Here is a 14,395-nt window from a genome sequence, read left to right on the forward strand (position 1 = left end):
CAGTATCACGGATAAAAGTGCTTTTACGCCGGTGCGCGGCTGCTGTGCATCAGCACCAGGGATAACAAGGTGATGGCGGCTCCGCCCAACAGCAGCGCCGTGAACCCGCTGGTGGTCTCGATCAGGCGGCCGGCAATAGCGGGCCCGATGGCCAGGCCGGTGCCAATCATCAGGTTCGAGGCATTCATCAATTTGCCGCTGTGGTCGAGTTTGGCCAGGCAGGCAAGGATGAGGGGCAGCACAAAGGTCCAGGTGAACTTGAACACAAACGCCGCCACGGCAAAGCGCCACAGACCGGGCTCATCGAGCAGCAACAGCACGGCAACCGCCATGACGCCATAGCCCACGGGCAGCAGCACAAGGCGCGTGCCAACCAATGAGGCGCAACCGGCGCCGGCAATCCCGATCACGGTGGCGAAGGCCAGAATTTCGCCGCTGTTTTGCGCTGAAATTCCCGCATGCGCGGCGATTGCACCGATAAAGGTCCAGACACCGCCGAGGCTGATATAGAAGGTCAGGAGCCCGAGAATGCCGAGCGTGGTCTTCAACCGTGAACCGGGCAGGGCGGCGGCGCTGGTTTGCCGCGCTGCCGGTTTGCCGGCAGTGAAACAACGCGTCAAGGGCAGCAACAGGGCCATCAACCCCGCGAGGATCAGGTAGCAGGCGCCCAGCCCGTAGCGCTCGAACAACGTGGGCAAAAACGCCAGGCCCAAGGCCCCGACCACCAATTGTCCCATGACCCACAACCCGTAAATCCGGCCGGGGTTGGCTGTCGCGGCGGCGCTGGCCAGGCAGATAATCATCAGTGAACCGCCCGCAATCGCACTGATGAAACGCAAGGCCAGGAGCAGGTTGTACGTATCGGCCAGCATTGACAGCAGGTTGGCTGCAATGAACACCACGGCGGCGGTGAACGCTGCAAGGCGCCAACTGATGCGTTTCAACCACCAGAAGGCTGGCAGGGACGCCAAGCTCATTGCGCCCAGCTCCACAGAAAACAGGTCACCAATCTGTGACGGGCTCAGGTGCCATTGGCTGGCCAATTGCGCCGCCACTGCCGGCGCAGTCATCAAAATGGTCGGCGCGATGGCGGCGAACAGAATGATTGCGGCCAGCAAGCTCCAGGTGGATGAAGGTAACGGCAGGCCATCGATTGCAACGCGAGTGTTCATGAGCAAACTCCGGGAAGACACATTCAAAACACATGAACCAGGCGCAACAGCGCGTCGGCGCCGGCATAGCCATTGGAGGCCACGACATTCTGCGAAAGGCTGAACATCACTTGGTTTTGTCGATCCAGCCAATGCCCGACTTCAAAGCCAACCTGGGTGTAGCGCTTGTGGGTGTTGTCGATCCGCCGGTCGTTGATGCGCAGAGCACCGCCATCAGCCTGAACCAGGCGCAGCCCGCCATAGGTCGAGGGCGTGAAGTCATAGGAGGCAAAGGCTTGCAGTCGATACAACGGGTCTTGCTTGAGTTCGCTGCCGTAGTAGTTGTCGTTCTTGCCGTACAGTTGAGCTTCCAGGTTGGCTTCCAGCACCCACTTTTCGCCTATGCCCTGGGTATAGTTGTAAACGAAGTTCGTGCCCCATCGATTGGCGCCGGGTGACACGTCCGGGTTTTGGCTGTGGTATTCACCTATGGGCAAGGTGATCATAGTCAGCAAACCGCTGTAGGTACGTGAGGCGGGGTCGTTGATAAAAAACAGCGTGCCACCGATCAGTGGGTCGCCGAATCCGCTCTCACCGGTGTGGTGGTTCGCGCCTGGCAGTCGAGCGTTGAGGTCGACAAAGGGCACGAGGAATTGCGGCGTACACAAGGTGCCGCAGACGTCGGTGAAGAACACCTGGCGGTACAGGACCACATTGGCCTTCAGGTCGGCTTTACCGTCACGATCAGCCGGGCCATGAAAGTCATCAGCGCGAGTGCCAGCAAGGTACAGCGCCCCGAGCGTAGTGCCGGAGGGCGCGCCGAAAAAATCTCGCGCACTGAGGTCGGCCGCCTGGCTTTGCCAGCTCAGCAGCATGCCGCCCAGGCATATAACAGAGTTACGCAATAAGGTTTGATTCATGGCAAGACGTCTCTTTTATGATTGTTATTGCGGCGAGTGCATCGCCGTACTGGTCAGCATTGGCAGGAAAACGGGCAAAAAGGTGCCCGTGGCCGTCAAAACGACGGCGTAAGGAAACACTGGGTCAGGGGGGAGGGGGTCAGTCGGGAGGTGCGTGGAGCAAGTGCGCAATACGCGCCTTGTCCTTGACCCCGAGCTTGCTATAGATGGCGCGGATGTGATGACGCACGGTATTGGGCGATAAGCCGAGATCGCGGGCCACTTCCTTGTAGGTCTTGCCTTCGCCAAAGCCCTGCGCGACGTCGTTTTCCCGAGGGCTGAGCTGGGGCAGGGCGCGGTTGATACGTGCCGCCAATAGAATCTGATCGCCCACCGCGGAAGCTTCGATATGCACCAGCCGGCCCTCGTACCCGTGCTCATCGAGTTTCACGGGCAGCCAGGGGCCGGTCCATTGCGGCCACTCACTGAGCAACAAGTCGACAAAACCGCGTTCGGAGCACTGCAATACTCCGCGCCGATCACAGACCGCAAGGGCCAGTTTGCGCGGGCTGGTCAGCGTCTCGCGCATGGCGACCAGCGCGCGGATCTGATTGGCCGAAACGGAGGCCACCAGGTGCAGCATCAGGTTGTTCAGCAGATGGCAGTCCTGTTCGTCGAACCCGAGGGCGCCGGGTTTGCGGTACAGGCTCAAATGGTCGCTGAGGCAGGTTTGTGGATCGACATGCGCAATGCACAACAACTCGCCGATATCATGCCGTTCACCCAGCCAGTTCAGGGCGGCGCCATTGGCTGGATCGCGCATGTCGACGATAAAGGCCTGGCCGGGCATTTTTTGAGTGAGCGCGACCGCAACGTCCGCATGGCGCATCGACTGCCAATCCGCCAGATAGGGGGACGGCAGGTTATAGAGATAAGTGCTGTGCTCTTCCGGCAACCCATCGATCACGGCAGCGCGCCCCCACCAGGCGCTGTCGAAAGGCAGCAACCGGCTGATGCGCTCGAGTGCATGATCATGAAAATTTGCAATATCCTGATCTTGTGCAAGGCGATGCAAGTCCAAGGTCAGCGTACTGAACGCATGCAACAGGGCGTTGGGATCGAAACGGCTCATAAGCAATCCTCTGTGCGACTTTTTATTGTTCTAGTCACAGGGTTTAAAGGCCGGTACGTGTAATCGCCGTGGCAGGGCCTGGGCCAAGTATCGGCATTGCGGTGTCCGATTGCTATCCTACAGATGCATGAGGAGGAAGTTGGACCGCGCCGGATAGTTCAATGCGTATAGGCGACGCGGAGCGTCGCGCCGAGCATTGATGCATGCGCATCCCTGTTGCGAGCCCGGTCGACACGACAGCTACCGGGGCGCCATCTACGGTGGCGCATCCCTGCAACCACCTATGGGGTTATCCATTCACAACAGGCGGCGCAATACATTGTTGCGAGGGTCGCGGTCGAACAACCGGTGCTGGAGCGCACCCGCGATCCAAAAACAAGTCCAGAATTAAGTCTTTTCCTGCTTCGGCAAGAAAACAAAACCTTAGATTGCCGCCAATCCGTCTGCTATTACTACGCTCTGGTTTCTCGGTCTTTCACTCTTGGCCGGTTTTCTCAGCGGCCGTGAAGTAACGGGCGTAATGACCGAGTAGCTCATTCAAATGATAGTCACGCTCAAACAGCTGGGCGCGGAAGACGCTTGCGATGTGCCTGATTTCCACCGTTCCAAATGTAATCCTCGGTTGTTTCCAGACCGAGGTCTTGTTCGAACGAAAGCCGAGATCACTCAGCCTTGAACCACGTTGGATGAAGCGCTGGAAAGTGCTCGCGCAGCCAATCCGCAAATGCCTGCACCTGTGGGGCGAGGTGGGTCCTGCTGGGATACAGCACCGAAACCTTGCGTCGTGCGGGGCGGTAAGGCTGCAGCACCTCCACCAGCTCGCCACTGGACAGCGCCGCGTCAACGATGATGCCCGGTGCTTGAATGATGCCGAAGCCAGCCACGGCGCAGTGGACGTAAGCATTCGATTCGTTGACGGTGATGGCGCCGCGACAGGTGAAAGGCTGATCCGCTCCTTTACCTCGAAAATACCAGGGAAGCGGTCTGTTGCTTTGCCCTGAGAGGAAGTTGACGCCTTTGTGGTCGACCAACTCGTCCAGTGTCTTGGGTTCCCCCCGCTCCTTAAGATAGCCCGGCGCTGCGCAGGTGACCATTTCGACCGCTCCAATGTGACGGGCCACCATGCTTGAGTCAGGCAGCTCGCCAATGCGCAATACGCAGTCGACACCTTCTGCAACCAGGTCGACTGTCCTGTCAGTAACACCCACGATGAGTTCGATGTCAGGGAACGTTGCGGTAAATGTTTTCAGGCTCTCGATAAAGCTTCGCTGGGAAAACGCGCTGGGAATATCAACACGCAGCCGGCCCTGCAACATGGCTCCGCTGGCATCGAACATTGACGTGGTGTTCGAGATGTCCGCCAGGATGCATTTGACCCGCTCGTAGAATCGCTCCCCTTCGGCCGTCAGATTGACCTTGCGGGTGGTGCGGTGGAACAAGCGTACACCCAGGGAAGCTTCCAACTCCTGGATCGATCGAGTGATATACGGGCGCCCCGTCTGTGCCGCCTCCGCCACCTTGGTAAAGCTGCCGGATTCAGCGAGCCGAACGAACACGCGCATTGATTGCAAGAGTTCCATCCATGCCTCCAATTCTGACAGTGGGCGGGTTTTGTTACCTGGCAGGGTAACAATCTTGTGTGTCGTTGAACATTTATTCCAAGCGCCTGAAGCGAAACAATGCGCGGCATCAACAGGCTGCCGAACCGACCGCCTGGCATGCACTTGGAATGGAGAAGAAAAAATGAAAGCTTGGCTTCTGAAAGATTTTGGCCTGGACAACCTGCAGCTGGGCGAGGCCCAAACCCCAACACCCAAGGCCGGTGAACTGCTGGTCAAGGTCGGCGCCGTGTCTCTCAACTTTCGGGATAAAGCGATTGTTGACGGTATCTACGAGCCGCATAAGGTCCCCAAGCCGCTGATTCCGGTCAGCGACGCAGCCGGTACCGTGGTGGCGGTGGGCGAGGGCGTGAGCCGTTTTGCGGTGGGTGACCGCGTCAACTCCCACCTGTACTCGCGCTGGCTCGATGGCATGCCGTCGCACGACGAACCCGATTACTGCGTCGGCTCCCCCCTGCCTGGTGGTCTGGCTGAGTTCATGATTATTCATGAAGACAGCGCCGTTCGCGCGCCCGACGATATGAGTGACGAAGAAGCGTCGACCCTGCCAATCGCAGCATTGACTGCCTGGTATTCGCTGGTGGACTTCGGCCAGGTCGAAGCAGGCCAGACTGTACTGGTGCAGGGCACGGGCGGTGTATCGATCTTTGCCGCCCAGATCGCCATGGCGCTGGGCGCGAAGGTCATCATTACGTCAAGTCGCGACGAGAACCTTGAAGCGGTCATCAAACTGGGCGCGGTCGCTGGGGTGAACTACCGCAAGACGCCGGACTGGGCGGCAGAAGTCCTGAAACTTACCGACGGCAAGGGCGTTGACCTGTTGCTGGAAGTGGCGGGCGGCGACGGTGTCAACGCTTCTATTCAAGCAACCAAGGTGGGCGGTCGTATTGCTCAAATCGGTTTCCTGACTGGCCAGACCACCGCGTTGAACTTAATGCCGATGATCTTCCGCCAAACCACGATTCGCGGTATCGCCGTTGCGCCACGTTCGTCCTTTGACCGGATGAACGCGTTCCTCAACACTCACCAAATCCGTCCGGTAATCGACCACGTGTACCCGTTCGAACAAGCGCGTGAGGCATACGAGCACCTGGCTCGCGGTCCATTCGGCAAGGTGGTGATCAAGGTCAGTTAAGTGCGAATAAAACCCGGCCATGGTCGGGTTTTATTCTTCATCAACCTTTCTTCGAGTTGATGGCCGATCCCTGAAAACAGGTTCTCTTCCAGGCGATAAAAGGTCACATAAATTTTTGAATTTTCTCCAGTTTTCCGCTTATCCGCCAATGTCCGGGATTTTCGAACCAAGCTCCGAGGCATCCGCTCGTACTTATAACGTCTTCGCACCTCAACCTGATCATCGCAGATGACGGGGCGACGACCTGTATCAGTACCTTTGAGTGACTGCTGGAGTTCAGGCAATGTGTGAATTTATCGTTCAACCCGCTTCTTCCCCAGAACTTCTGGAACTGCTGACCGGCAGCGAAAGCGAGCGTGTCAATGGCGCCGGCAGTGTTTTTTGCCCAAGCTCGCGTCCAGACACCGTCCCGGGTGTGGCTGAGGCCAAGAACATCATCAAGCCGAGCATGACCGTCAGCGCAATCCGCCTGCGTGACGGCCAGCTCGAATGCGTGAAGGCGCGCTGGGGATGGTCACCCGTCTGGACGATGGGAACGATGCCGCCACGCACTCACTTGCCCTTGCACCTGGTGATGCGCTCGCGGGTTTTCGACCGCATCCGCCGCGAAGGGCGGGTGCTGGTCGCGGTGGACGGCTGGTACGATATTCCGGCAGCCACGCCCTCGAACCAGAACCCATCCTTGAGCTACACGACCTCCCGGCAGTCGTCGCCGATGTTCCTTGCCGCTCTCGCCCAGATCAGTGAAAAGCCGTGCGGCTGCGATGGGCTGGTCTTGATGACCTGCGGCGACCCCGCCAGCGCCCAACAGCGTCTTCTGGCGTTCAACGCAGAGAATGCACTCGGATGGTTGGAGCCGGACCTGCAGTGGGAGCAAGCGATGCAGATGACTGCGCACATGGCCGTGGATGAACCGCAACTGGAACATGTACTGACCTCCCCACGCGTGCTTCAAGGCGCAACGTGGCGCCGGGTTGACGCAGCGCGTCGCAGATGAGCGCCGACTAAAACCCATCCAAAACGCTATGTTTTTGTCGTGCTCTCAGCACCTCCATAAGGAGCAGTTCAATGGATGCCCCCCGCCAAATCACCTATGAACAATTCCCGCCCATCGAGCGTCCTCGGCGCAGCGGCATGGCTGGCATTTACTTCGCCTGACACACCGCTATCGCAGCCTCGCTAAAGCTCGAGAGCTCCCACAGGGGAATGGCTGTGTCAGGTGGAATGGGCTTTACCCGCGAGACCCGCGAGCACAATCTGGACAACGACACAGATCAAATGTGGGAGCTGTCGAGCCCTGGCGAGGCTGCGAAGACGGCGGCATGGCTGGCATTTACTTCGCCTGATACACCGCTATCGCAGCCTCGCTGGAGCTCGAGAGCTCCCCCAGGGGCTGTGTCAGGGAGTTGGGTTGCACCTGCGAGTTCTTCCGATGTCAGCCAAGCCGAATGTCGATATCAGGCCAACCTGTGACGCTTTCAGGCTATTTTTGCTGAAGTCAGGCCGCGTAAGGTGACCCATCATTAAAAAATGATGATCGCCTGACGCTTCAGTCAGTACGCCTTGACGTCGATCACCGAGAACAAAAAAACAATGAATAGCCTCCCTTCCAACGATTCAAACGGCCAGTTGGCGCAAGGTTTCAAGCCGCGTCACGTCACCATGCTTTCGATTGCGGGCATCATCGGCGCGGGGCTGTTTGTCGGTTCCGGGCATGCGATTGCGGCGGCAGGTCCTGCTGTGCTGCTGGCCTATCTGTTTTCCGGCCTGCTGGTGGTGCTGGTCATGCGCATGCTGGGGGAGATGGCGGTGGCCAATCCGGATACCGGCTCATTCTCGACCTATGCCGACCAGGCCATCGGCCGTTGGGCCGGCTTTACCATCGGCTGGCTGTACTGGTGGTTCTGGGTGCTGGTGATCCCCATCGAAGCCCTGGCCGCCGGGCATATTCTCAACCAGTGGTTCCCGCAGATCGACGCTTGGCTGTTTGCCTTGCTGTCGATCTTTTTGTTGGTGGTCACCAACCTGTTCAGCGTGTCCAAATATGGCGAGTTCGAATTCTGGTTCGCCATGGCCAAGGTCATCGCGATCATTGCCTTCATCGGCTTGGGCTTCGCGGTGCTGATGGGCTGGGTTCCCGAGCGCGAAGCCAGTGGGCTCGGCCAGTTGATGCGCGACCATGGCGGTTTCGCGCCCAACGGGCTGTCGGCGGTGGTCGGGGCCTTCATCACCATCATGTTCAGTTTTATCGGCACCGAGGCGGTCACCATTGCCGCGGCCGAATCCAGCAACCCGGCGCAGAACATTGCCCGCGCCACGCGCTCAGTGATGTGGCGCATCGGTGTTTTCTACGTATTGTCGATTTTCGTGGTGATCTCCGTGGTGCCTTGGAATGACCCGCTGCTGGCGTCGGTCGGGTCGTATCAGCGGGCGCTGGAGCTGATGAATATCCCCCACGCCAAGCTGCTGGTGGACGTGGTGGTGCTGATCGCCGTGGCCAGTTGCATGAACTCTTCCATCTACATTGCCTCGCGCATGCTGTTTTCCCTGGGCAAGCGCGGCGATGCGCCCAGGCTGATGAAGAAGACTTCGGCCGCGAGCGTGCCCCGGGCGGCAGTGATTGCCAGCACGATCCTGGGCGCGGGCGTGACCCTGTTCAGCTACTTCATGCCGGCCGGGCTGTTTCAGTTCCTGTTGGCCAGTTCAGGCGCCATCGCCTTGCTGGTCTACCTGGTGATCGCGGTATCCCAGCTGCGGATGCGCAAGATCCTGCGGCAGCGCAACGTGACGCTGACCTTCAAGATGTGGCTGTTTCCCTGGCTGACCTGGCTGGTCATCGTGTTTATCTGTGCCGCCTTGACGGTCATGCTGGTCACGCCCGAGCACCGGTTTGAAGTGTCCTCGACCATCGGCCTGGCCTTGATCATTTCGTTGATCGGATTGCTCACCGCGCGGCAGCCCGAACGCATGGCAAAAACCGCGGCCGCAGCCTCATCGCCATGACCGATCGACCTGCAGGCAGCGTCGTTTTCCTGCTGCTGGACCAGTTCACCCTGATGTCACTGGCCTCGGCGGTCGAGCCCTTGCGCATGGCCAACCAGTTGTCGGGCCATGAATTGTACCGATGGCACACAGCGAGTTCCGACGGTAACCCGGTGTGGGCCAGTGACGGCGTGCCCATCACACCGGACGGTTCGATACTCAACGCGCCGTCGGCCGATATCGTGATCGTCTGCGGCGGCATTGGTATCCAGGGCACCGTGACGGGCGAACTGGTCAAATGGTTGCGCAGCCAGGCACGTTACTCTAAGCGCCTGGGCGGTATTTGTACCGGCAGTTGGGTGCTGGCGCGGGCCGGCTTGCTCGATGGCTACGAATGCAGCGTGCATTGGGAATGGCTGGCGGCGATGCAGGAGGCGTTTCCTCGGGTGACGCTCAGTACCAGCCTGTTCACCCTTGACCGGGACCGTCTCACCAGTTCAGGCGGTACGGCCCCCTTGGACATGATGCTGCACCTGATCGGACGGGATCACGGGCACGAATTGGCGGCGGCCATTTCCGACATGTTTGTGTACGAGCGAATCCGCAACGAGCAGGACCATCAACGTGTGCCCTTGAAGCACATGTTGGGCACCCAGCAACCCAAGCTGCAGGACATCGTGGCGTTGATGGAGGCCAACCTGGAAGAGCCGATCGACCTGGATGAACTGGCCGCCTACGTGGCGTTGTCGCGTCGACAGCTTGAGCGCATGTTCCAGAAATACCTGCACTGCTCACCCTCGCGCTACTACCTGCGGCTACGGTTGATTCGCGCGCGGCAGTTGCTCAAGCAGACGCCGATCTCAATCGTGGAATTGGCGGTGCTCTGCGGCTTTGTGTCCACCCCGCATTTCTCCAAATGCTATCGGGAGTACTTCGGCGTGCCGCCCAGCGACGAACGCTCGGTGATGGACAGCGAACGTTCCATCGTGCTCAAGCCGGTTATCCGTGCGTCGCCTGCGCCCATGCCGATGAACGTCATGGAGCAGGCACGGGGCGAGGCGACATTTGCCAGTGTAAAAAACCTGAAGCCCTGAACTCAGCGCATCTGCAGGATGATCGGGCTGCTGCTGGCCGGGTCGGTCTGCCCACGCAGCTTGCCCACTGCCTTCGCGTCCACCGCGCCACCGTGGTTGCCCCAGGTCCCGCGCACGTAACTGAGCACTTCGGCGATCTGCTGGTCGGACAATTGCTCACGGAACGCCGGCATGCGGTAGGCGTCCGGTACGCCGGCGGTCACCACGCGTTGCGAGCCGTTGAGGGTGATGTTGATCGCGGAGGCGCTTTCCTTGGCCAACGCCGACGTGGCGCCGGCCAGGGGTGGCATCCATTCGGGCTGGCCCTTGCCGTCCAGGCCATGGCAGGAGGCGCAGCGGGTTGCATAAGTGTGGGCGCCGGGGACGTCCTGGCTCGCGGTCACCGCTTGATACTGCCAGGGCGTGCCGTCGCGCTGCGGGTCGCCGGGCAGTGCCTTGAGGTAACGGGCGATGGCCGCCAGGTCGTCGTCCCGCATGAACTGCGTCGAGTTGTTGAAGGCTTCGGTCATCGAGCCGTAGACCACGGCATGGGCGTTGCGCCCGGTCTTGAGGAACTGCACGATCTGCGCCTCGCTCCAGCGTCCCAGCCCGGTGTTGGGGTCTTGGCGCAGGCTCGGTGCGTACCAGCCGTCGAGCAGGGCGCCGGCGAGGTAGGGCGCACCGGACTCGTCCAGGGCTTTTTCGTTGAAGGCCAGGCCGCGCGGCGTGTGGCAACTGCCACAGTGGCCGGGGCCCTGGACGATGTAGGCGCCACGGTTCCACAGGGCGTCCTGATCAGCCTTGGCGACATAGGTCGCGGTGGGCGCGAATACGCCGTTCCACAGTGCGATGGGCCAGCGCATGTTCAGGGGCCATGGGACATCGCTGGGGATATTCGCCTGGTTGGTCGGTTGCACGCCCTGCATGAAGAACGCATACAACGCGCGCACGTCTTCATCGCTCAGTTTGACGTAGGAAGGGTAGGGCATGGCCGGGTACAACCGGCGGCCACCCGGCGCCACGCCCTGGCGCACCGCCCGGTCGAAGTCGGCCAGGCTATAGGCGCCGATCCCGGTGGTCTTGTCCGGCGTGATGTTGGTGGCGTGAATCGCACCCAGCGGCGTGGCCATTTCCAGGCCACCGGCGAACGGCGCCTTGCCCGGCAGGCTGTGGCAGGCCACGCAGTCGCTCAGGCGGGCTACGTACTCGCCGCGGCTGACCAGTGCGGGTTCAAAAGTGGCGGCGGCGGGTTCCTGTGCGAACGGTGTCGCGGGCTCACGGGTGACGTACCAGGCCAGCAGGCCTGCCGCGACCAGGCAGGGCAGCGCCAGCCAGCCTGCGGTTCTTGCGAATCGACGGTTGTTCATGGGCGTTTCCTGAAGGTCAGATGAAGGTGTGTCGGCTCAAGGGCAGGCTGCGAATACGCTGGCCGGTCAGTTGCGCCACGGCGTTGGCCACGGCCGGCGCGACGGCGGGCAGCGGCGGTTCACCGATGCCGCCCATCTTCTCGCCACTTTCGACAATCCGCACATGCACCCGCGCCATCTGCGCGGCCGCCAGGATTGGATACAGGTCGTAGTTGCGCGCCCGTGGCATGCCGTCCACGTACACGGCTTCTTCCAGCAACGTCTGGGATAAGCCCAACGCCACGGCACCATTGACCTGAGCTTCGACAATCGCCGGGTTGACGATGCTGCCCGGGTCGATGGCTTGCCAGATATCGTGGACTTTGACCTGGCCGTTCTCGATGGACACCTCCGCGATCACCGCCGCGTGGGAGCCGAACGGCGAAGCCATGGCCACGCCGCGCGCGCGTCGGCTGCCGTCTTCGGCCGTGAACGGGCCACGCTTCCAGCCGCCGGATAACTCGCCCACCGCGTGCAGCAGGGTGGTCAGCCGTGAATTGTCGCGCAACAGATGCAGGCGCAATTCATAGGGATCCTGGCCGCCTTTGTCGGCCAGCTCATCCAGGAACGCTTCGTAGAAAAAGTCGTTGAGCGAATTGCCCACCGAACGCCAATAGCCGAGCATCGCCGGGCCTTTGACGTAGATCTGCGCGATGCGTTTGTTGGGGATGGCGTAGGCTTTGCCCGACAACCCTTCAAGGGCCGTGGGGTCGATTTTATCGCCCTGTTTACCGGCGATGGCCTCGCTCGGGCCTTCGGTGGCGCTGACGGCTTCGATCGCCAGCGGCAGGCCTTTGTCGTCCAGCGCGGCGCGAAACTTGACCACGGCCACCGGGCGCAATACGTCGCGCAGGAACTCTTCCTCGCGGGTCCAGATCACCTTGACCGGCCGACCCACCGCCTTGGCTAACGCGATGGCCTGCGGGTAGGGGTTGGCCGAGTCATACAGGAAATGCCGGCCGAAAAACCCACCCAGCAAAGGCGAATGCAGGTTGATCTTCGCCACCTCCAGGCCGGTGCGTTTGGCGATATCGGCGCGGAACATATCCGGCGCCTGGTTGGGCAGCCAGATGTCCAGCGTACCGTCGGCGTTGTAGCGGGCCAGGGCCGACGGCGGCTCCAGCTGGGCATGGTTGACGTACTGGTTGTGGTAGGTGGCTTCGATGCGCGTCTTGGCGCCTGCCAGCGCGCCGGCGACGTCACCTTCATTCTCCTCGTCGCGGGCCGGGCCTTGCTGGGCGGCGAGGAAGTCGCGGTACTTGTCGCTGGAAAAGTCCGCCGGCATCACGCGTACGCTCGAGTCGGCCGCCGCTTCCTGCCAGTCCACCTGGACCGCTTCCACCGCACGCTTGGCGTGCCACCAGCGTTCAGCCACTACCGCCACGGCACCGGGCAGTAGGTGCACCGAATGCACGCCCTTCATGCCTTCGACCTGTGACTGGTTGCGCAGGCCGCCCACGGTCATGCCCAGGCGTGGCGCATGCTGTACCGCGGCGTGGAGCATGCCGTCGACCTTCAGGTCGATGCTGTATTGCGCCTTGCCGGTGGATTTGTCATAGGCGTCCAGACGCTTGACCGGTTTGCCGATCCAGCGGAACTGGCTCGGATCGCGCAGCGTGATGCTGGCCGGGTCGGGCACCGGCATGTCCAGGGCGCGCCCGGCCAATTCGCCGTAGCCCAGCGAGCGGCCGGACGCCGCGTGCACCACCCGGCCAGGCTGGGTGGTCAATTCGGCGACCGGCACACCCAACTGCTCGGCGCCGGCCTGCAGCAACATGGCGCGGGCGAGGGCGCCGAGGCGACGCATGGTCGGGTAGCTCATGCGCACCGACATGCTGCCGCCGGTGATGCGCATGCCGTTTTCCATCACCACATAGGCTTCGCCGGGCGGGGCGGCTTCGACGATGAACGTGGCGGGGTCAGCATCCAGTTCTTCGCCGACGATCTGCGCCATGGCGGTGTGGGTGCCTTGGCCACCTTCCATGAAGGGGCTGAGCAGACGCACGCTACCGTCCGGACGAATCTCCAGGAAGGCCGGCACCTGGGTACCGCGTTCTGCGCTGGCGGCGGCCTGCACCCTGGCGGAGCCGAGCGGCAGGCCGAAGCCGATCACCAGCGCACCCACGGCGGTACTCGCCAGGAAGCGGCGGCGCGACAGGTTTATGGGTTCACCGGATAACAGGTCGGGCAGTTCGGGGCGCATGTTCATCAGACGCTCTCCTGCTTGGCCAGGTCATGGACGGCCGTGCGAATGGCGTTATAAGTGCCGCAACGGCACAGGTTGATCATCGCCGCTTCGATCTGCGCATCGGTCGGCGCGGGGGTGTGCTTGAGCAGGGCAGTGGCCGCCATCACCTGCCCGGACTGGCAGTACCCGCATTGCGCCACCTGGCGCTCGACCCAGGCCGCGACCACGCGCTTGCCCACGGCATCGCCTTCGATGGCCTCGATGGTGGTGACCTCACGCCCGATTACGCCTGCGACCGGCGTGACACACGAGCGCACCACATGACCGTCCACCAGCACCGAACAGGCACCGCACTGCGCCAGGCCGCAACCGAACTTGGTGCCGGTCAGCCCCAGGTCGTCGCGGATCACCCACAGCAGCGGCGTGTCGGCGTCGGCGTCGACCTCATAGGTTTTCTGATTGATGCGTAATTCCATGGCTCACCTGCTCATCATCGGTCGAGGCGGCCATTTTTAGTATTGAGGTTGCGGCGGCCGCGCATTGTCGAACTCTAGACCAGCGCGCAAGGGCTATCTATCTGAAATCCGATAAGTCGCAGGATCAGGCAAGTATTCAAGAGGATTGAGTTATGGCCGGGCGATTGGACGCGCGTATGGCACAGGCGAAAGTATTTAACTGGCTTAGTGCGATTTAACTGTGGGAGCGGGCTTGCTCGCGAAGGCGCCAGATCAGTCAATACGTCTGGTGACTGACACGCCGCCTTCGCGAGCAAGCCCGCTCCCACATTTGGCCCGCGTTTCGCCAGCTCTC

At 61.3% G+C, this 14,395-nt stretch carries 11 protein-coding genes; 4 read left to right on the top strand and 7 right to left on the bottom strand.

From position 1 onward, the window contains the following. Positions 1-23 precede the first annotated feature (23 nt). The 4 genes from H0Z09_RS10535 to H0Z09_RS10550 all read right to left on the bottom strand — a co-directional run bounded on the left by H0Z09_RS10535 (position 24) and on the right by H0Z09_RS10550 (position 4,744). Positions 24-1,172 carry an MFS transporter gene (locus tag H0Z09_RS10535; RefSeq protein ID WP_186690278.1) on the bottom strand — a complete coding sequence of 383 codons (1,149 nt, stop codon included), beginning with the start codon at positions 1,170-1,172 and terminating at the stop codon, positions 24-26. Between the two features lie 23 nt (positions 1,173-1,195). Next, on the bottom strand, positions 1,196-2,071 hold the full coding sequence (locus H0Z09_RS10540) for a transporter (protein WP_186690280.1): 876 nt from the start codon (positions 2,069-2,071) through the stop codon (positions 1,196-1,198). A 139-nt stretch (positions 2,072-2,210) separates the two neighbouring features. After that, positions 2,211-3,182, bottom strand: a complete 972-nt coding sequence (locus H0Z09_RS10545; RefSeq protein ID WP_076954406.1) for a helix-turn-helix transcriptional regulator — start codon at positions 3,180-3,182, stop codon at positions 2,211-2,213. Between the two features lie 662 nt (positions 3,183-3,844). Beyond that, complete coding sequence (locus tag H0Z09_RS10550) at positions 3,845-4,744, bottom strand: LysR family transcriptional regulator (RefSeq protein ID WP_186690439.1); 900 nt, start codon at positions 4,742-4,744, stop codon at positions 3,845-3,847. Positions 4,745-4,925: 181 nt separating this feature from the next. Between H0Z09_RS10550 and H0Z09_RS10555 the strand changes: the two genes are divergently transcribed. The 4 genes from H0Z09_RS10555 (at position 4,926) to H0Z09_RS10570 (ending at position 10,012) form a co-directional block, all read left to right on the top strand. After that, positions 4,926-5,936: an NAD(P)-dependent alcohol dehydrogenase gene (locus H0Z09_RS10555; RefSeq protein WP_186690282.1), complete on the top strand. Its 1,011-nt coding sequence runs from the start codon at positions 4,926-4,928 to the stop codon at positions 5,934-5,936. Between the two features lie 283 nt (positions 5,937-6,219). Beyond that, positions 6,220-6,933: an SOS response-associated peptidase family protein gene (locus tag H0Z09_RS10560; RefSeq protein WP_186690284.1), complete on the top strand. Its 714-nt coding sequence runs from the start codon at positions 6,220-6,222 to the stop codon at positions 6,931-6,933. A gap of 596 nt (positions 6,934-7,529) precedes the next feature. Beyond that, entirely contained in the window at positions 7,530-8,939 is a 1,410-nt protein-coding gene (gene gabP / locus H0Z09_RS10565; RefSeq protein WP_186690286.1) for a GABA permease, read from the top strand. Beyond that, complete coding sequence (locus tag H0Z09_RS10570) at positions 8,936-10,012, top strand: GlxA family transcriptional regulator (RefSeq protein ID WP_186690288.1); 1,077 nt, start codon at positions 8,936-8,938, stop codon at positions 10,010-10,012. The genes gabP and H0Z09_RS10570 overlap by 4 nt, the downstream gene beginning before the upstream one ends. 2 nt (positions 10,013-10,014) lie before the next feature. Here H0Z09_RS10570 and H0Z09_RS10575 read toward each other — a convergent pair whose 3' ends face one another. Genes H0Z09_RS10575 through H0Z09_RS10585 form a run of 3 tightly spaced genes read right to left on the bottom strand, consistent with a single transcriptional unit; the run spans position 10,015 to position 14,061 of the window. Further along, the gene (locus H0Z09_RS10575) at positions 10,015-11,358 is read right to left on the bottom strand and encodes a cytochrome c (protein ID WP_186690290.1); all 1,344 of its coding nucleotides are present in this window, start codon (positions 11,356-11,358) and stop codon (positions 10,015-10,017) included. Between the two features lie 16 nt (positions 11,359-11,374). Next, positions 11,375-13,606 carry a xanthine dehydrogenase family protein molybdopterin-binding subunit gene (locus H0Z09_RS10580; protein WP_186690292.1) on the bottom strand — a complete coding sequence of 744 codons (2,232 nt, stop codon included), beginning with the start codon at positions 13,604-13,606 and terminating at the stop codon, positions 11,375-11,377. After that, positions 13,606-14,061 carry a (2Fe-2S)-binding protein gene (locus H0Z09_RS10585; RefSeq protein WP_186690293.1) on the bottom strand — a complete coding sequence of 152 codons (456 nt, stop codon included), beginning with the start codon at positions 14,059-14,061 and terminating at the stop codon, positions 13,606-13,608. The genes H0Z09_RS10580 and H0Z09_RS10585 overlap by 1 nt, the downstream gene beginning before the upstream one ends. Positions 14,062-14,395: the final 334 nt, after the last annotated feature.

This window comes from Pseudomonas sp. SWRI18 (genome assembly GCF_014268345.1).
GTDB lineage: Bacteria > Pseudomonadota > Gammaproteobacteria > Pseudomonadales > Pseudomonadaceae > Aquipseudomonas > Aquipseudomonas cedrina.